The sequence below is a fragment of the Thalassotalea sp. SU-HH00458 genome, from assembly GCF_040362795.1.
Lineage (GTDB): Bacteria > Pseudomonadota > Gammaproteobacteria > Enterobacterales > Alteromonadaceae > Thalassotalea_H > Thalassotalea_H castellviae.
This window is the reverse complement of sequence record NZ_BAABWW010000005.1, coordinates 231,893-252,102: the sequence shown is the minus strand read 5'-3', so window position 1 is coordinate 252,102 and position 20,210 is coordinate 231,893. Positions and strand designations below refer to the sequence as shown.

Here is a 20,210-nt window from a genome sequence, read left to right as displayed (position 1 = left end):
TGGACTAGGCTTTAACAGCTGGTTTAATGATTACGTTACCGTTAATTGCACCCGGAACTGACCCTTTAATAAGGAGTAAGTTACGTTCTGCATCAACGCGAACCAATTCTAGGTTTTGTGTAGTAGTCTTCACAGCACCCATATGACCAGACATTTTTTTGCCTTTGAAAACTCGACCTGGTGTTTGACACTGGCCGATTGAACCGTTTGAACGGTGAGAGATAGAGTTACCGTGAGTAGCATCTTGCATGCTAAAGTTCCAACGCTTAATACCACCTTGGAAACCTTTACCTTTAGAAGTACCGGTTACATCTACTAATTTAGTGTCATTGAATAATTCAACAGTAATTTCACTGCCAGCTTCAAGACCTTCACCTTCAGTTTCATTTAAACGGAATTCCCACAAGCCGCGGCCTGCTTCGATACCTGCTTTCGCGAAATGTCCAGCAGTTGGTTTGTTAACACGATTAGCTTTTTTGCTACCCGTAGTAACTTGCAACGCTGAATAACCATCGTTGTCTACAGTTTTAACCTGAGCAACGCGGTTAGCTTCAACTTCTAGGACTGTAACAGGAGTAGATGCGCCATCTTCAGTGAAGATACGAGTCATACCAACTTTACGTCCAACTAGACCTATAGTCATGTTAAAAACCCCTTATTAACCCAAGCTAATTTGAACGTCAACACCAGCTGCTAAGTCTAAACGCATTAATGCGTCAACAGTCTTTTCAGTAGGTTCAACGATATCAATTAAACGCTTGTGAGTACGAATTTCGTACTGATCACGTGCATCTTTGTTAACGTGTGGAGAAGTCAAGATAGTGAAACGTTCCTTGCGCGTAGGAAGTGGGATTGGACCACGAACCTGTGCACCAGTACGTTTTGCAGTATCAACGATTTCTGCTGTAGATTGATCAATCAAACGATGATCGAACGCTTTCAAACGAATGCGAATTCTTTGATTTGACATGAAGACAAATCCCCAATTATAAAGAACGAACAAAATACTGCCCATCGCCTTCCTGTTAGTAGAAGGGGGGAGTATCGCTAATAACATTCAACCTCCTATCGAGGTTGCTGTATGAACTAAATTCTTCCAAAGCAATTTAGTTGATTCACGAAGACCTAGGTCGAACGTGGACGCGTATTATACATAAGCATAAAAAAAGAGCAACTGCTATTTTCAGCTGCTCTTATAAATGTACATGCAACTTAATTTGCTAATTTTTAATTTGAACCGTTTCGCGGAGCTACAGGTCCTTTTAAAGGATAAGGGCTTCTAGTACCGCTATTACTACCAGGTCTATAATGTCTATTATGATTAGGAAATGTTAAATGATCTCTCTTTGTTCTTCGCTTAACTTGATTCAACGCTGTTCTAATCACTTCTATTGAATGCAGGTCTATGGCTAAATCAAAGCCCACTAGTTTTTCGGGTTGATAAACTTGGTCAATAGTAAACTGTCGATTTTCTCTTTTGACGGTCAAATTTAGTGCTGTGCCAGCTGTTTGCTTTGAAATAGAATCAAGCAATTTTTTCAAATTACTACTATTAGTATTAGTACCATTAATCGCAATAATTATATCTCCAACCTGCAAATTAAACTGCTGAGCAAGACTATCTGGAATAATGTTTTCAATCTTTAATCCAATCTCTCCCTGCTCTAGCACTCCTTTACCCGAGAAACCAAATACATTATCGAGCTTTTCATCCCTTGTGATCTTGACATGGCTGTCGTTATAACCACGCTTTTGATAAAAGGTTTTAATTTCCATAATTAATTCTTCAAATTCAAAATGAAGCTGTGAAGGTAAAGCTAATGCATTTATCAATGTTTGCTTATTGTCACTATTGCTTCGACTCACAATTTGATAATTTACTTCAGGAAATATTTTCGGTGCAAATTTCCCTGAGATCTCCACTTTTTCAGCATTTCGGATAACAGTTGCTTTAAACTCATCATCAATATGTAACGTCCTTGTGTATAAATTCAGTTGCATTGAAGTTGGTAACTCTTGCCCTCTATACTTTCTATCTTCATCATAACGTTTTATTTTTATTCCATTAAAATGGGTAATTTTATCGCCACTTTTAAAGTTAAGTTGACTCGCCAATGAAAAAGGACGAACTGACAGTATTTGAATGGCGGATCCATCATTCACATATTCATTATCAAATGAGGCACCAAAGAATTGATCAATATTTGAAGTGATAAAATTATTGTATGAGTCATCGCTTAAATCTTTATGGTAGGTATTAATTTTCGTCATTAACTTGCGTAATCGATATTCTAAAGCCTTAGGCAATGCTATAGGTTCATGTTCAATATTCGTTTGATTTACTGATTTTTTCGCAGGTAAAATTAAGTCTTGAGATAACCAATCTGTCTCAGCTTTACAGGCCTTTTTATTTACACGCTTTACCACAACTTTAGGACGCTTTTGAGTTTGCGATAAGAATTCTAACTCGTAATAATATCCCGCTTTTAAATTAATTAATATCGTTTGAAACTGTGTATCTACTGGTGTGTGTTTACTACTTATTCTATTATTTTTTCGAAGGAAGCGAAAAACTTCAGTAGGCCATTGCTCTACAATTAAGGAGTGCTGACCTTCTTCTAGGTAATATTCGTGCTCTTCATTATATATATCCCATTTGTTATCTACTTTTTCTATTATCTCTCCATTATGCTGAGTAATCATTGCCACATAACTCTCATTATTTTTAGTAGTAGAAGCAAACTTGATGGTTGAGCACTGTTGTGCGCTCACCTTAAGTGGCATTAAAAATATAAAAATAAACACGAGAATGACATCAGTATATTTAAAGGGTTTAAATACTGTATTCATAATCTTTTCCTTGTGAGTTCTTCACCATTTCAGTGATTAAATTTTGACGTTGTTTTAACAAGCTTAATTTCTCTTTTGAAGACGTGGCTGACATTAATGCTAATTCAACGATTCGCACTTTTGACAATAATTGCGCTTGATAAAACGTAGGGGTTGCATCTTGTACTAATTGTGATTCTAACGTTTGATTGATCAATAAAACTTCAACGAGTTGCTGCTGAAGAGAGTAATTGCTCCACATTAGCCAACCAAACGAAGCCATAAATAACGACGCCGCTGTAGCCATCGCCCAAATGCCTTTTTTAACGTTCTTTTTTTGCAAGAAAGGGATTATTTGAGCATCATTAATTGAAATCTCTTTTGCTAGCTCATGCCAAATATCTTCAGGCGGAGTCAGTTGATTAACTTCCTCTAGCTCTACTTTTGCGGCTTCAAATAAGCTACTTTCTGCCAATGCATTTTCATCAAGAGAAACAGCTTTATTGTGGAATTGGTTATCGTTATGCATTTATCACCTCGACTAACGCTGGAGACTTTTTTAATGTTGAAATGGTTCTTGAAACTACGAGCTTTGAATAACTTAAAGATTTCCCCATCAACTCGGCAATTACATGATGTTTGTATTGCTCAACAAAATATAACCACAGGATTATTCGTTCACTTAACGAGACTTTCGAAAGAATAAATAAAAATAGCCGTTCATTTTCTACCGAGGCTTCAATGGAATCGCTCACATCCACTTTATTTTGGGCATCATTATCACCATCAAATTTATTGCTTCGCTTTAAGGTGTTAATCACCTTGTTAAACGCTACTCGTTTTAGCCAAGCCAACATATTAGTGTCATGATTGAGCTCATGTGCTTGTTGAAAAGCCGTTAAAAACGTCTCTTGTACAATATCTTTTGATAATTCTTTGTCTTGGCAAGTTTTATATATGGCGCTATACACAAATGGAGATAATTGCCGATAACATAGTTCAAACGCGGTTCTATCGCCGGCGATTATCTTTCTTGTTAGTGTGTCATCCCAGATCATTCAATCGTCCATTGCTTCTTTTAATAACTAAAACAATTTAACCCGATAAAAAGTTACAACTCATTTTTAGTTATTGGATTATTTAATCATCAACGTCGCGCGATATGTGGTTGATGAATTCATTTCAAAGTGAATCAGAAGAGTTTAAGAATGAGTTATAGTAAATGATTAGATGAACGATAGACTATAAATATTATCGATGTTTGTCAGCATAATGTCAGGGTAATAACATCGCAATAATGTTTATTATTTTATAATCTAAGTTTTTTGTGCTCTTGATAAGGTTAAAAGTACTATCCGCTTGTTCTATTAACCATCATAGTTTTTTTAACGGATCATAACTCTCTTTATAAAGATCTTTAATAAAAACCGATATTTCAAAAGGATATATTCAAGGATAGTATTATTTTTTGCCCAATTAGAAAAATAAACAACAGAAAAAAATGCTAAAAGTAATTCGATCGAATAATTAATAATATTTTCTTTTGTTGATCGCTAGTAAGAATGGTATACTCCCGCGCAAATTTTCATCAATTCCACTTATTTTAGTAGAAATTAAATAGAGTAAAGTAATGGCAGATTTATCCAAATATAGAAATATTGGTATCTTCGCTCACGTAGATGCTGGTAAAACCACGACAACAGAACGAATTTTGAAACTTACAGGTATGATCCACAAAATCGGTGAAGTTCACGATGGTGAATCAACAACTGATTTCATGGAACAAGAAGCTGAGCGCGGTATTACTATCCAATCTGCTGCTGTTACTTGTGAATGGAAAAAACATCGTTTCAACGTAATTGACACTCCGGGTCACGTTGATTTTACAGTAGAAGTTTACCGTTCATTAAAAGTACTTGATGGTGGTATTGGTGTATTCTGTGGTTCTGGTGGTGTTGAGCCGCAATCAGAAACTAACTGGCGTTATGCGAACGAGTCAAAAGTTGCTCGTTTGATTTTCGTTAACAAATTAGACCGTTTAGGTGCAGATTTCTACCGTGTTAAAGCACAAGTAGAAAACGTACTTGGAGCTCGCCCACTTGTAATGACATTACCAATTGGTACTGAAGACGAGTTTGTTGGTGTTGTTGACGTATTAACACAAAAAGCATACATCTGGGATGATTCAGGTCAACCAGAAAACTACGTAGTTGAAGACATTCCAGCTGATATGGTTGACGATGCTGCCGCTTACCGTGAAGAAATGATCGAAACAGCATTAGAAGCTGACGAAGACATGTTGATGGAATATTTAGAAGGTGAAATGACACCGACTGAAGAACAAATCAAAGCGTGTATCCGTAAAGGTACTAACGAATTAATGTTCTTCCCTACATACTGTGGTTCTGCTTTCAAGAACAAAGGTATGCAACTTCTTCTTGATGCTGTTGTTGATTACTTACCATCACCAACTGAAGTTCCACCTCAGCCGTTAACTGACGAAGAAGGTGAACCAACAGGCGAATTCGCACTTGTTGATGCAGATGAACCTTTCCGTGCTCTAGCATTTAAGATTATGGATGACCGTTTTGGCGCCTTAACTTTCGTACGTGTATATTCAGGTACATTAAATAAAGGTGATACAGTTCTTAACTCATTCACGGGTAAAACAGAACGTATCGGCCGTATGGTTGAAATGCAAGCGGAAGATCGTACTGAGCTTACTTCAGCACAAGCAGGTGACATTCTTGCTATCGTTGGTATGAAGAACGTTCAAACGGGTCATACTTTATGTTCAACGAAAGAACCATGTACTTTAGAAGCGATGGTTTTCCCAGAACCAGTTATCTCTATTGCTGTTGCACCTAAAGATAAAGGTGGTTCAGAGAAAATGGGTATCGCTATCGGTAAAATGGTTGCAGAAGATCCAACGTTTAAAGTTGAAACTGATGAAGATTCAGGTGAAACCATCCTTAAAGGTATGGGTGAACTTCACTTAGATATCAAAGTAGATATCCTTAAGCGTACTTACGGTGTTGATTTAGTTGTTGGTAAGCCACAAGTTGCTTACCGTGAAACAATTACTCAAGAAATAGAAGATTCTTACACGCATAAGAAACAATCTGGTGGTTCTGGTCAATTCGGTAAAATTGATTACCGTATCCGTCCTGGTGAGCCAAACTCAGGTTTCACATTTAAATCAACTGTTGTTGGTGGTAACGTTCCTAAAGAATTCTTCCCAGCTGTTGAGAAAGGTTTCAAAGGCATGATGGAAACTGGTGTTTTAGCTGGCTTCCCTGTGTTAGACGTTGAAGTTGAATTATTCGATGGTGGTTTCCACGCGGTTGATTCATCTGCTGTTGCTTTCGAAATTGCTGCTAAAGGCGCTTTCCGTCAGTCAATTCCAAAAGCGGGTGCTCAGTTAATTGAACCTATCATGAAGGTTGATGTATTCACGCCTGAAGATCACGTTGGTGATGTTATTGGTGACCTTAACCGTCGTCGTGGCATGATCAAAGATCAAGAAGCTGGTACTACTGGCGTTCGTATTAAAGCTGACGTTCCTCTTTCAGAAATGTTTGGTTACATCGGAACATTACGTACAATGACATCTGGCCGTGGTCAATTCTCTATGGAATTCTCACACTACATGCCTTGTCCAAACAATGTTGCTGAAGAAGTTATTGCTGAAGTTAAAGAGCGTAACGCTAAGAAATAATTAGCTATTTGCTGATATATAAAGGATGCTTCGGCATCCTTTTTTATTACCCGTAATTTAAAGTACAGTTAGCGTTAAGTAATAGGTTTACTGTTTGGTCTACCAAAATACATTCAATACTTTAACTTTTGCTTACAGACCTGCATGATATTAACGCGGACAACAACTTGTCTGCACGATGAGGGGAACCTAGAATGCTATCACTGAGACTATCAGAGTTCAGGTTCTTAAATTAAAATGCTTTAATTCAAACGCTCTGACACTATTGATTTTGACCCTATCGATTTATTTCATCTCTAAACTCCAGACAACAAAAAAGGCGCCGAAGCGCCTTTTATATTCAGTTCTAGCATTAGCTAAAATCAGGAATTAATCCATGATTTTAGATACAACACCAGCACCAACTGTACGACCACCTTCACGGATAGCGAAGCGTAAACCTTCGTCCATCGCTACTGGGTTGATTAGCTCTACAACAAACTTTAAGTTGTCGCCAGGCATTACCATTTCAACACCTTCAGGAAGCTCTACTGCACCTGTGATATCTGTTGTACGGAAGTAAAACTGTGGACGGTATCCTTTGAAAAATGGTGTATGACGACCACCTTCATCTTTACTTAATACATAAACTTCTGACTCAAACTTAGTGTGAGGAGAAATTGAACCAGGTTGACATAATACTTGACCACGCTCTACGTCTTCACGTTTAAGACCACGTAATAAAATACCACAGTTCTCACCAGCACGACCTTCGTCAAGAAGCTTACGGAACATTTCTACACCAGTACAAGTTGACTTTTGAGTCTCACGAATACCAACGACTTCAACTTCATCACCTACTGTGATGATACCGCGCTCAACACGACCTGTTACTACTGTACCACGACCTGAAATTGAGAATACATCTTCGATTGGCATAATGAATGCACCGTCGATTGCACGCTCTGGCTCTGGAATGTATGTATCTAAGTGGTTAGCAAGTTCTAATACTTTCTCTTCCCACTGTGCTTCGCCGTTCAATGCACCTAATGCTGAACCTTGAATTACTGGTAAGTCATCACCTGGGAATTCGTATTCGTTAAGTAACTCACGAACTTCCATTTCTACTAATTCTAATAACTCTTCGTCATCAACCATGTCACATTTGTTCATGAATACGATGATGTAAGGTACACCAACTTGACGAGATAATAAGATGTGCTCACGTGTTTGTGGCATTGGACCATCTGTTGCCGCAACTACTAAGATTGCGCCGTCCATTTGTGCTGCACCGGTGATCATGTTTTTGATGTAATCGGCGTGACCTGGACAATCTACGTGTGCGTAGTGACGTGTTTCTGTATCGTACTCAATGTGAGAAGTATTGATTGTAATACCACGCTCACGCTCTTCTGGAGCATTATCGATTTGTGCGAAATCTTTTACATCACCACCGAAAGCTTTTGTTAATACCGCAGAGATAGCAGCTGTTAACGTTGTTTTACCGTGATCTACGTGTCCGATTGTACCAACGTTTACATGTGGTTTCGAACGTTCAAATTTTTCTTTAGCCATTTTTCAATTACCTTAAAAAGATATACGTTAAATTAAATGTTTTTCTCTCAGCGAGAGTTAAAAAGATAAGGAGATAACCGTCTATTCTAGATAAGGGAAGTACCCTTGTCAAAATCACTGTTAAATCTTTATCCTCAAACAAACTCACTGGGAGTTTGTCTTATATTGAATAGCTAAATACTCTCGATTCAGCTACTCAAAATTCTTAGTAATATTCCTCTATAAAAGAGTTATATTACGCCACCACGACCTTCTACAATTGCAGTTGCCACAGCCCTAGGGGTTTCACTATATTGCTTAAATTCCATTGAGTATGATGCTCTCCCTTGCGTTGCACTTCGAAGTGCAGTGGCATAGCCAAACATTTCTGATAATGGCACTGTAGCATTAACAATTTTGCTATTACTTGGCCCTTCATCCATACCATCAATTAAGCCGCGACGTCGATTTAAATCACCCACGACATCACCCATATTTTCTTCCGGTGTTGTTACTTCTACTTTCATGACAGGCTCTAATAACGCTGGAGATGCTGCCATTACGCCATTTTTGAAACCCATAGATGCCGCAACTTTAAAAGCGATTTCATTTGAATCAGTTTCATGAAATGAACCGCCAGTTAAAGTTACTTTAATATCTAACATTGGGTAAGACGCTAAGACGCCTGAATCCATTTGTTCTTGGAAACCTTTTTCAATGGCTGGGAAGAATTCTTTCGGGATATCTGTACCATCGATTATCGCGTTTTCATACACAAAACCTTCGCCTTCACCGGCAGGTTCGATCGTTAAACAAACATGACCATACTGACCTTTGGTGCCCATTTGACGCTCAAACTTACCTTCAACTTGTGCAGATTTAGTAATAGTTTCACGATATGAAACTTGTGGATTACCTATATTACAATCCACTTTAAATTCTCGCATCATACGATCAGTAATAATGTCTAGATGCAATTCACCCATACCAGAAATAATCGTTTGACCTGTTTCCTCGTCAATCACTACATGGAAAGATGGATCTTCAGCAGCCAATTTTGTTAATGCATTGGCTAACTTTTCTTGGTCAACTTGAGTCTTAGGCTCAACTGCCACAGAAATAACTGGTTCTGGGAATTCCATTTTGTCTAAAGTGATAACATTACTTGGGTCGCACAGAGTTTCACCTGTAGTAACATCTTTAAGGCCGATAGCTGCTGCAATATCTCCAGCACGGACTTCTTTAATTTCTTGACGGTCATTGGCGTGCATTTGAACAATTCGTCCTAAACGCTCTTTCTTACCTTTAAGCGGGTTAAACACCATATCACCGGTTTTTACTACACCCGAATACACTCGAAAGAAAGTTAATGTACCAACAAATGGGTCAGTTGCAATTTTAAAAGCAAGCGCTGCAAAAGGGGCATTATCGTCAGCTTCTCTTACAGCTTCTGTTTCAGACTTATCATTAAGTACCCCATGAATAGCTTGCACTTCAGTCGGTGAAGGTAAATATTCAATCACTGAATCAAGAACGGCTTGCACGCCTTTATTTTTAAAGGCTGAACCACATGAGCAAAGGATAATTTCATTGTTGATAGTACGTTGACGTAAACCTGATTTAATTTCTGCTTCGGATAACTCACCTTCTTCAAGGTATTTATCCATTAATTCGTCATTCGCTTCAGCAGCTTCTGATATCAAATTTTCGCGCCATTCTTCGGCTTCGTCTTGCATATCAGCAGGAATCTCTTCATAACTAAATGTCATTCCTTGATCCGCTTCATTCCAATTGATCGCTTTCATTTTAATTAAATCAACGATACCTGAAAATTCTTCTTCTGAGCCAATGGCTAGATGAATTGGAACGGCATTCGCGCCAAGACGATCTTTTAATTGAGTGACAACATTCAGGAAATTTGCGCCCGTTCTGTCCATTTTATTGACGAAGACAATACGTGGTACTGAATATTTTTCCATTTGTCGCCAAACAGTTTCAGTTTGAGGTTGTACGCCTGATGATGCACATAATACTAATACCGCACCATCTAAAACACGTAAAGAACGTTCCACTTCAATAGTAAAATCTACATGGCCAGGAGTATCAATAATATTTATTCGATGATCTTCAAATTGGCCTGTCATCCCTTTCCAGAAACAAGTGGTTGCCGCAGACGTAATGGTAATACCACGTTCTTGCTCTTGTTCCATCCAATCCATAGTCGCAGCACCGTCATGCACTTCACCGATCTTATGAGAAAGACCTGTATAGAAAAGAACACGTTCTGTCGTTGTTGTTTTACCAGCATCAACATGAGCACAAATACCAATATTTCGATAATGCTCAATCGGAGTAGTACGAGCCACTAATTTTTCCTTTGATTGTAAGAGATATAATTAAATAATTTCATCGATTTCATAAGAACCATTTAACTATATTCTCATTTTAAATATATCTAGAGTAGAAAAGCGCAGTTGCTGTTCTAAAACAATCAACTGCGCTGTTCAATTTTTTACTATCGTGCTTACCAGCGATAGTGAGCGAACGCTTTGTTCGCTTCGGCCATACGGTGAACGTCTTCACGTTTCTTAACCGCGCTACCTTTGCTATCTGATGCATCAAGCATTTCGTTAGCTAGGCGCTGAGCCATTGATTTTTCACCACGTTTACGAGCTGCTTCAACTAACCAACGCATGGCTAGAGCATTACGACGTACTGGACGAACTTCAACTGGCACTTGGTAAGTAGAACCACCAACACGACGAGATTTAACTTCGACTTGTGGACGGATGTTTTCAAGGGCAATTTCGAAAAGCTCTAAATGAGTTTTTTCGGTATTTTTTTCAGTTAAAATGTCTAATGCACCGTATACAATTTTTTCTGCAGTAGATTTTTTACCATCAACCATAAGGATGTTGATGAATTTTGCTAAAAGTTCATTATGGAACTTAGGATCTGGCAATATTTTACGTTGCCCAACGACGCGTCTTCTTGGCATCTTAATTCTCCGTTGTATTCAGGATTAACCCAAAATGTAATATCTTATTTGGCCTTACTTAACGTTTCTAATCTCTTCCTCATTTTCTAAGAAAGGAAATGGGAAACTTAAGATTTAGGTCGTTTAGCACCGTACTTAGAACGGCCTTGTCTTCTGTCGTTAACACCTGAACAATCAAGTGCGCCACGAACGGTGTGATAACGTACACCTGGTAAATCTTTAACACGACCACCACGAATCAAGATAACACTATGCTCTTGTAAGTTGTGACCTTCACCACCGATGTATGAAGTTACTTCGTAGCCGTTAGTTAAACGAACACGAGCAACTTTACGTAGTGCTGAGTTTGGTTTCTTTGGTGTAGTAGTATACACACGAGTACATACGCCACGACGTTGTGGACAAGCTTGTAACGCTGGAACGTTACTTTTTTGTACCTGTCTGACACGTGGTTTACGTACCAATTGGTTAATAGTTGCCATTATAGCTCCTGATTAATTAAAACTAAGGGTAAATTTTTATTGACTAAGTTTGCCAAAATCACCCGCTTATAAACGTGAAAAACCGCGACCATTTATATAAAGTACTCAAAGTACAGAATAAAAGGTCGCGGAATTCTAATGGTCAAGCTTTAACCTGTCAAGCTTTACTAGCAGAAGACAGGTTAAAATCGACTTTTTTTCTACTTTAGTGGTTATTCATCCACGCCAGAAGTTAAATCAGCATTTAAAGCATCGGTTAATGCTTGTGCAGCTTCGTCAGCTGATACTGTGATTTCTTCTTCCACTTCAGCAACACGCTGACGCGCGCGCTCTTGGTGGTAAGCGTAACCAGTACCTGCTGGGATCAAGCGACCAACAATAACGTTTTCTTTCAAGCCACGTAACTTATCTTTCTTACCTGCAACAGCTGCTTCAGTAAGAACGCGTGTTGTTTCTTGGAACGAAGCCGCTGAAATAAATGATTCCGTTGAAAGTGATGCTTTAGTGATACCCATCATCTGCATTTCATATACAGCAGGACGTTTACCTTCAGCTTCTAGTTCACGGTTAGCAATGTTTACATGTGCAACTTCTAACTGTTCACCTTTCAAGAATTCACTATCACCAGCATCAAGAATTTCACACTTACGGATCATTTGACGCACGATAACTTCGATGTGCTTATCGTTAATTTTAACACCTTGTAAACGATAAACTTCTTGTACTTCGTTCACAATGTAGTTTGCCACTGGAGCAACACCACGTAAGCGTAAAATATCATGTGGAGACTCAGGACCATCGGCAATAACTTCACCTTTAATCACTTGCTCACCTTCAAACACGTTTAATTGTCGTGTTTTAGGGATCATCTCTTCGTATACTTCACCACTTTGTTGTGTGATTAATAAACGTACTTTACCTTTCGTTTCTTTACCGAAACCGATAACACCAGTTTTCTCAGCAAGAATTGCAGGTAATTTAGGCTTACGTGCTTCAAATAAGTCAGCAACACGCGGTAAACCACCGGTAATATCACGGGTTTTAGAAGACTCTTGAGGAATACGTGCTAACGCATCACCAATATTAACTTCTACGCCATCTTCTAAGTTGACAATCGCGTTACCTGGCAAGTAGTACAATGCAGGGATATCAGTACCCGCAATGTTCACATCGTTACCTTTAGCATCAATCAATTTAACTGCTGGGCGCATTTCTTTACCAGCAGCGTTACGTTGACCAGCATCTGTTACGATGATACTAGATAAACCAGTTAGTTCATCTGTTTGACGAACCATAGTTACACCATCTACAAGGTCAACAAACTGAACTTTACCCGCAACTTCCGTAATAATTGGATGCGTATGTGGGTCCCAGTTAGCAATCGTTTCACCAGCAGTAATTTCACCACCGTCTTTCTTAGAAATTATTGAACCGTAAGGCACTTTATAACGCTCTTTCTCACGACCTAGTTCATCAATTACTGTAAGTTCTGATGAACGAGAAGTAATCACTAAGTGATCTTCAGAATTCGTTACAAACTTAGCGTTTTGTAATTTCAAGTGACCTGTATTTTTAACTTGTACGCTGTTCTCTGCTGATGCACGAGATGCCGCACCACCGATATGGAACGTACGCATGGTTAACTGTGTACCAGGTTCACCGATTGACTGTGCTGCCACAACACCAATCGCTTCACCTTGGTTGATCATATGACCACGAGCCAAATCACGACCGTAACAATGAGCACAAATACCAAAGTCAGTTTGACAAGTAATAATTGAACGAACTTTCATTTGATCGATTGAATTTTCTTCAATGAAATCACATAAAGCTTCATCAATTAACGTATTACGCGCTAATAGCACTTCATCGGTGCCTGCTTTTAATACATCTTCTGCAACCACACGACCTAGCACACGCTCACGTAATGGTTCAACAACATCACCACCTTCAATCAATGGTGTCATTAATAGACCATCGTGAGTACCACAATCATGTTCAGTTACCACTAAATCTTGTGCAACATCTACTAAACGACGAGTTAAGTAACCCGAGTTAGCTGTTTTAAGTGCCGTATCGGCCAAACCTTTACGCGCACCGTGAGTTGAGATGAAGTATTGTAAAACGTTCAAGCCTTCACGGAAGTTAGCGGTGATTGGTGTTTCGATGATTGAACCATCTGGTTTAGCCATCAAACCACGCATACCAGCTAACTGACGGATCTGAGCGGCACTACCACGAGCACCCGAGTCAGCCATCATGTAGATTGAGTTGAATGAGTCTTGCTCTTCCATCTCACCGTCACGGTTTAAAATCGATTCTTTTGATAAGTTGTCCATCATCGCTTTCGAGATTTTCTCGTTGGCAGATGACCAAATATCAATAACTTTGTTGTATTTTTCGCCTTGAGTAACTAAACCTTGCTCAAATTGAGACTGAATTTCAGAAACTTCTTCTTCAGACTCATCAATGATAGTGTATTTAGCATCAGGAATTACCATATCATCAATACCAACTGACGCACCCGCGATCATCGCGTAGTGGAAACCGGTATACATAATGTGATCGGCAAAAATTACTGTGTCTTTTAAACCAAGGTTACGATAAGCATGGTTAATCAGTTTTGAAATAGGCTTTTTACCTAAAGGCTGATCAATCAACTCGTAAGGCATACCTTTTGGACATACTTGCCACAAGATTGCACGACCAACAGTAGTATCACGTAAATTAGTATGTGCAACTAATTCACCTTCAGCATTACGAATATGTTCAGTAATACGAATTTTTACACGAGCATGTAACTCAGCAGCACCAGTGCGGTAAGCTTTTTCAGCTTCTTTCGTGTCGGCAAATACCATGCCTTCACCTAAACCATTTACACGATCACGTGTTAGGTAATATAAACCTAATACAACATCTTGTGATGGTACGATGATTGGGTCACCGTTCGCTGGAGAAAGTACGTTGTTCGTTGACATCATCAACGTACGTGCTTCCATTTGTGCTTCGATTGTCAACGGTACGTGTACCGCCATTTGGTCACCATCGAAATCGGCGTTATAGGCCGCACAAACTAATGGATGTAAATGAATCGCTTTACCTTCAATAAGAACAGGTTCAAATGCTTGGATACCTAATCTATGAAGTGTTGGTGCACGGTTAAGCATAACTGGATGTTCACGGATAACTTCATCAAGTACATCCCAAACTTCAGCGCCTTCACGTTCAACTAATTTTTTAGCCGCTTTAATCGTAGTCGCTAAACCACGCGCTTCTAATTTGCCGTAGATAAATGGTTTGAATAATTCAAGTGCCATTTTTTTCGGTAAACCACATTGATGTAAACGTAGAGTTGGACCAACGGTAATTACAGAACGACCAGAATAATCAACACGCTTACCAAGTAAGTTTTGACGGAAACGACCTTGCTTACCTTTAATCATGTCAGCTAAAGATTTAAGAGGACGTTTGTTTGAACCAGTGATTGCACGACCACGACGACCGTTATCTAAAAGTGCATCAACAGACTCTTGTAACATACGCTTTTCGTTACGTACGATAATGTCTGGAGCAACTAAATCTAGAAGACGTTTAAGACGGTTGTTACGGTTGATAACACGACGGTATAAATCGTTCAAATCTGATGTAGCAAAACGGCCACCATCCAATGGTACTAACGGACGTAAATCCGGTGGTAAAATTGGTAGTACGTTCATGATCATCCACTCAGGCTTGTTACCTGAAGCGGCGAATGCTTCCATTAATTTTAAACGCTTCGTAATTTTCTTGCGCTTAGTTTCACTACCGATTTCAGGAAGCTCTTCACGCATTTGCGCTACTTCGCCATCTAAATCAATTTGTTGTAGTAATGCTAATACCGCTTCTGCACCCATAAGTGCATCAAATTCATCACCATGTTCTTCTAACGCATCAAGATATTCTTCTTCGGTTAGAATTTGGCTTTTCTCTAATGTTGTCATACCAGGTTCAGTAACAACATAAGATTCAAAATAGAGTACGCGTTCAATATCACGTAACGTCATATCAAGTAATAAACCAATACGAGATGGTAATGATTTTAAGAACCAAATATGCGCAACTGGGCTTGCTAATTCGATATGACCCATACGGTCACGACGAACTTTAGTTAATGTAACTTCAACGCCACATTTTTCACAAATAACACCACGATGCTTTAAACGTTTGTATTTACCACAAAGACATTCGTAATCTTTTACTGGACCGAAAATACGCGCACAAAATAAACCATCACGTTCTGGTTTGAACGTACGATAGTTAATCGTTTCAGGTTTTTTAACTTCACCAAACGACCAAGAACGGATCTGATCTGGTGATGCTAGTCCGATACGTATACCATCGAACTCTTCTGTTTGATTTTGTTGCTTAAGAAACTTAAGTAAATCTTTCACACTCTTCTCCTGTCGGAGTTAAACTTTGAAGAGAAAGTCAGTTAACTGACTTTCTCCGCGTACTGAGCTTTAAAAGTAAAGCTCAGCAATACCGTTTTATCAGCTAGTCCTGATCTAATTCGATGTTAATACCTAACGAACGAATTTCTTTCAACAATACATTGAACGACTCAGGAATGCCTGGTTCCATTCTGTGATCACCGTCAACTAAGTTTTTATACATCTTAGTACGACCGTTAACATCATCAGACTTAACCGTTAACATTTCTTGTAGCGTATAAGCAGCACCGTATGCTTCTAATGCCCATACTTCCATCTCACCGAAACGTTGACCACCAAATTGCGCTTTACCGCCAAGAGGTTGTTGTGTAACAAGTGAGTAAGAACCCGTAGAACGTGCATGCATTTTGTCATCAACTAAATGGTTTAGTTTCAACATATACATGTAACCTACAGTAACAGGACGCTCAAATTCACGACCAGTACGGCCATCAGTTAACGTAAACTGACCGCTTTCTGGCATATCCGCTAATTTGAATAAGTCTTTAATTTCACGCTCACTTGCACCATCAAATACTGGTGTAGCGATTGGAAGACCTGCACGTAAGTTATTCGCTAGACGCATGATTTCATCATCAGTAAAGCTTTCAATATCTACTTCTTGACGAGACTCACCTAGTTCATACACTTCTTTTAAGAAGCCACGAAGCTTAGCAATTTCACGTTGCTCTTGTAGCATACGGTTAATTTTTTCACCGATACCACGAGCAGCCATACCTAAATGCGTTTCTAGGATCTGACCAATGTTCATACGTGATGGAACACCTAATGGGTTCAATACGATATCAACCGGTACACCGTGTTCGTCATATGGCATATCTTCAACAGGTACAACATTTGAAATAACACCTTTGTTACCATGACGACCAGCCATTTTATCACCAGGCTGAATACGACGTTTAACAGCAAGATATACTTTGATAATTTTTAACACGCCTGGTGCTAAATCGGCACCTTGTGTGATTTTACGACGCTTAACTTCGTATTTCTTATCAAAATCTGCTTTGATGTTGTCGTATTGCTCAGCGATTTGTTCAAGTTCTGATTGTTGTGCTTCATCAGCTAAGTTTTGAACTAACCACTTATCGCGTGACATACCGTTAAGGTCTGCATCGTTTAAGCCAGCTGTTAATAGAAGTTTCTTAGCACGAGCATAAATACCATCTTCTAAAATGCTAAATTCATCGCCTAAATCTTTCTTAACTTCTTTTAATTGTAATTCTTCAATTTCTTCTGCACGTTTATCTTTTTCAACACCATCACGAGTGAAGATTTGAACATCGATAATCGTACCTGATACTGAATTTGGTACACGTAAAGAACTATCTTTAACGTCAGCAGCTTTCTCACCGAAAATCGCACGTAATAGTTTTTCTTCAGGAGTTAACTGCGTTTCACCTTTAGGAGTAACTTTACCCACTAAGATATCACCACCGTTAACTTCAGCACCAATATAAACAACACCTGATTCATCTAGTTTGCTTAATGCTGATTCACCAACGTTAGGAATATCTGAAGTAATTTCTTCAGAGCCTAATTTAGTATCACGAGCAATACAGCTTAATTCTTGAATATGAATCGTTGTGAAACGGTCTTCTTGAGCAACACGCTCAGATAACAACATTGAATCCTCAAAGTTGTAACCGTTCCAAGGCATAAATGCGATACGCATGTTTTGCCCTAATGCTAATTCACCCATGTCCGTTGAAGGACCATCAGCTAATACATCACCACGAACAACAGGTTCACCCATACGACACTGTGGACGTTGGTTAATACAAGTGTTTTGGTTTGAACGTGTGTATTTTGTTAAGTTGTAGATATCAATACCCGCTTCACCAGCGTGCATTTCATTTTCATTGACTTTAACAACAATACGCGAAGCATCTACATAAGAAACAACACCACCACGTTTAGCTACGGCTGTTACACCAGAGTCAACGGCTACAATTTTCTCCATACCTGTACCAACAAGCGGCTTGTCCACTTTAAGTGTTGGCACTGCTTGACGTTGCATGTTCGAGCCCATCAAGGCACGGTTAGCATCATCGTGCTCTAGGAATGGGATTAATGACGCTGCAACAGAAACGATTTGTTGTGGAGATACATCCATGTACTGCACTTGTTCAGCAGACATCAAGGTAAATTCATTTCTGTGACGACAAGGTACTAAGCCTTCAACAAGTTTGCCAGCTTCATCAACTTTTGCCGTAGTTTGAGCGATAACAAAGTTACCCTCTTCAATTGCTGATAGGTAGTCAACTTCATCAGTGACTTTTCCATCTACAATTTTACGATATGGCGTTTCTAAGAAACCGTAATCGTTAGTTCGTGCGTAACAAGAAAGCGAGTTGATCAAACCAATGTTTGGACCTTCCGGCGTTTCGATTGGACAAACACGACCATAATGCGTTGGATGTACATCACGTACTTCAAAACCAGCACGTTCACGCGTTAAACCACCTGGGCCTAATGCAGAGATACGACGTTTATGCGTCACCTCAGATAACGGGTTGTTTTGATCCATAAACTGTGACAATTGCGAAGAACCGAAAAATTCTTTCACTGCCGCAGAGATTGGCTTAGCGTTGATTAGATCTTGCGGCATGATTGCATCTAAGTCACCAAGACTTAAACGTTCACGTACTGCACGCTCAACACGAACAAGACCAACACGGAATTGGTTTTCTGCCATTTCACCTACAGAACGAATACGACGGTTACCTAAGTGATCAATATCATCAACATCACCTTTACCGTCACGAATGCCGATAAGCGTTCTCATGACTGCGATGATGTCTTCTTTAGATAAAGTTCCTTCACCTACTTCAACATCACGACCAACACGACGGTTGAACTTCATACGACCTACCGTTGATAAGTCATAACGCTCTAAAGAGAAGAATAAGTTATTAAATAACGTTTCTGCCGCATCTTTTGTTGGTGGCTCGCCTGGGCGCATCATGCGATAAATTTCAACTAACGCTTCTAAACGGTTAGTTGAACTATCAACACGTACTGTGTCAGACATATATGAACCAACATCAAATTCGTTCATATATAAAGTAGAAAGAACTTTATGACCCGCTTGACTTAATTCAGCAAGTAATTCTAAGGTTAATTCAGCGTTCGCTTCGGCAATGACTTCACCGGTTGATTCATCAACATAAGCTTTCGATAATACTTTACCGATAATATATTCTGCTGGTACTTCTAACTTATCCACTTTTTCTTTTTCAAGTGTGCGGATATGACGAGCAGTAATACGTCGACCTTGTTCTACTAATACATCACCATTGGCTAATTTAATATCAAAGGTTGCTGTTTCACCACGTAAGCGTTCAGGAATCAAATCCATCACTAGCTTATCGCCTTTAATAGTGAAATCAGTCGTATCGTAGAAAATATCTAGAATTTCTTCTGTAGAATATTCTAATGCACGTAAAATAATAGACGCCGGTAATTTACGACGACGGTCAATACGAACAAATAAGTTATCTTTAGGATCAAATTCGAAATCTAACCATGAACCACGGTAAGGAATAACGCGTGCGTTATATAACACTTTACCTGAAGAATGTGTTTTGCCTTTATCATGATCGAAAAACACACCTGGGGAACGGTGTAATTGTGAAACAATAACACGCTCTGTACCATTAATAACAAACGTACCGTTGTCTGTCATCAATGGGATTTCACCCATATATACTTCTTGTTCTTTGATATCTTTTACTGTACCTGCAGCAGCTTCTTTATCATAAACTACTAAACGTAATTTAACGCGAAGCGGCGCAGAATAGGTAACACCACGAATTTGACATTCTTTCACGTCAAATAATGGTTCACCTAAGCGATAGCTTACAAATTGTAATTCTGAACTACCAGAATAGGCTTTAATTGGAAAAATAGAACGAAACGCGGCTTCTAAGCCTGTTTCACCTGTCGGATCAATATCAATAAACTTACGGAAAGATTCGAGTTGGATAGATAACAAGAACGGATAGTCCATTACTTGCACACTTTTACCAAAGTCCTTTCGAATACGTTTCTTTTCAGAGTAAGAGTAAACCATGGGGTTCCTCAGCTTGCTGGTTATGGCCGAATCTGCCTAAAAATACCAATTGGACTAAGTAATTGATCAGAATATATGATTATTTTGA

Annotated in this window: 12 protein-coding genes; 1 reads left to right on the top strand and 11 read right to left on the bottom strand. The window is 39.0% G+C overall.

The features are described from left to right. Positions 1–4 precede the first annotated feature (4 nt). The 5 genes from rplC to ABXH06_RS09895 form a co-directional block, all read right to left on the bottom strand. The gene (gene rplC, locus ABXH06_RS09915; RefSeq protein WP_303455045.1) at positions 5–643 is read right to left on the bottom strand and encodes a 50S ribosomal protein L3; all 639 of its coding nucleotides are present in this window, start codon (positions 641–643) and stop codon (positions 5–7) included. A gap of 15 nt (positions 644–658) precedes the next feature. After that, the gene (gene rpsJ / locus ABXH06_RS09910) at positions 659–970 is read right to left on the bottom strand and encodes a 30S ribosomal protein S10 (protein ID WP_019026497.1); all 312 of its coding nucleotides are present in this window, start codon (positions 968–970) and stop codon (positions 659–661) included. A 257-nt stretch (positions 971–1,227) separates the two neighbouring features. Next, positions 1,228–2,850: a PDZ domain-containing protein gene (locus tag ABXH06_RS09905; RefSeq protein ID WP_353518123.1), complete on the bottom strand. Its 1,623-nt coding sequence runs from the start codon at positions 2,848–2,850 to the stop codon at positions 1,228–1,230. Then, a complete protein-coding gene (locus tag ABXH06_RS09900) occupies positions 2,834–3,358 on the bottom strand; it encodes a hypothetical protein (RefSeq protein WP_353518122.1) in 525 nt (174 codons plus the stop codon). Before ABXH06_RS09900 ends, ABXH06_RS09905 begins: the two co-directional genes overlap by 17 nt. Further along, positions 3,351–3,887 carry an RNA polymerase sigma factor gene (locus tag ABXH06_RS09895; RefSeq protein ID WP_353518121.1) on the bottom strand — a complete coding sequence of 179 codons (537 nt, stop codon included), beginning with the start codon at positions 3,885–3,887 and terminating at the stop codon, positions 3,351–3,353. The genes ABXH06_RS09900 and ABXH06_RS09895 overlap by 8 nt, the downstream gene beginning before the upstream one ends. Before the next feature lie 572 nt (positions 3,888–4,459). Here ABXH06_RS09895 and fusA (ABXH06_RS09890) point away from each other — a divergent pair. Then, positions 4,460–6,547: an elongation factor G gene (gene fusA, locus ABXH06_RS09890; RefSeq protein ID WP_311581402.1), complete on the top strand. Its 2,088-nt coding sequence runs from the start codon at positions 4,460–4,462 to the stop codon at positions 6,545–6,547. Positions 6,548–6,916: 369 nt separating this feature from the next. Here the strand turns inward: fusA (ABXH06_RS09890) and tuf are convergent, their stop codons facing one another. From tuf to rpoB, 6 genes are all read right to left on the bottom strand, one after another. Further along, positions 6,917–8,101 carry an elongation factor Tu gene (tuf, locus tag ABXH06_RS09885; protein WP_311581407.1) on the bottom strand — a complete coding sequence of 395 codons (1,185 nt, stop codon included), beginning with the start codon at positions 8,099–8,101 and terminating at the stop codon, positions 6,917–6,919. Between the two features lie 230 nt (positions 8,102–8,331). Continuing rightward, positions 8,332–10,446 carry an elongation factor G gene (fusA, locus tag ABXH06_RS09880; protein ID WP_353518120.1) on the bottom strand — a complete coding sequence of 705 codons (2,115 nt, stop codon included), beginning with the start codon at positions 10,444–10,446 and terminating at the stop codon, positions 8,332–8,334. 158 nt (positions 10,447–10,604) lie between these two features. Then, positions 10,605–11,078 (bottom strand): 30S ribosomal protein S7, encoded by a 474-nt coding sequence (gene rpsG, locus ABXH06_RS09875; RefSeq protein WP_303455514.1) that lies wholly within the window; start codon positions 11,076–11,078, stop codon positions 10,605–10,607. A 107-nt stretch (positions 11,079–11,185) separates the two neighbouring features. Further along, positions 11,186–11,560: a 30S ribosomal protein S12 gene (gene rpsL / locus ABXH06_RS09870; protein WP_074499547.1), complete on the bottom strand. Its 375-nt coding sequence runs from the start codon at positions 11,558–11,560 to the stop codon at positions 11,186–11,188. 212 nt (positions 11,561–11,772) lie between these two features. Further along, the gene (gene rpoC / locus ABXH06_RS09865; RefSeq protein ID WP_311581418.1) at positions 11,773–15,990 is read right to left on the bottom strand and encodes a DNA-directed RNA polymerase subunit beta'; all 4,218 of its coding nucleotides are present in this window, start codon (positions 15,988–15,990) and stop codon (positions 11,773–11,775) included. Positions 15,991–16,093: 103 nt separating this feature from the next. Next, on the bottom strand, positions 16,094–20,122 hold the full coding sequence (gene rpoB / locus ABXH06_RS09860; protein ID WP_311581423.1) for a DNA-directed RNA polymerase subunit beta: 4,029 nt from the start codon (positions 20,120–20,122) through the stop codon (positions 16,094–16,096). Between the last annotated feature and the right edge of the window lie 88 nt (positions 20,123–20,210).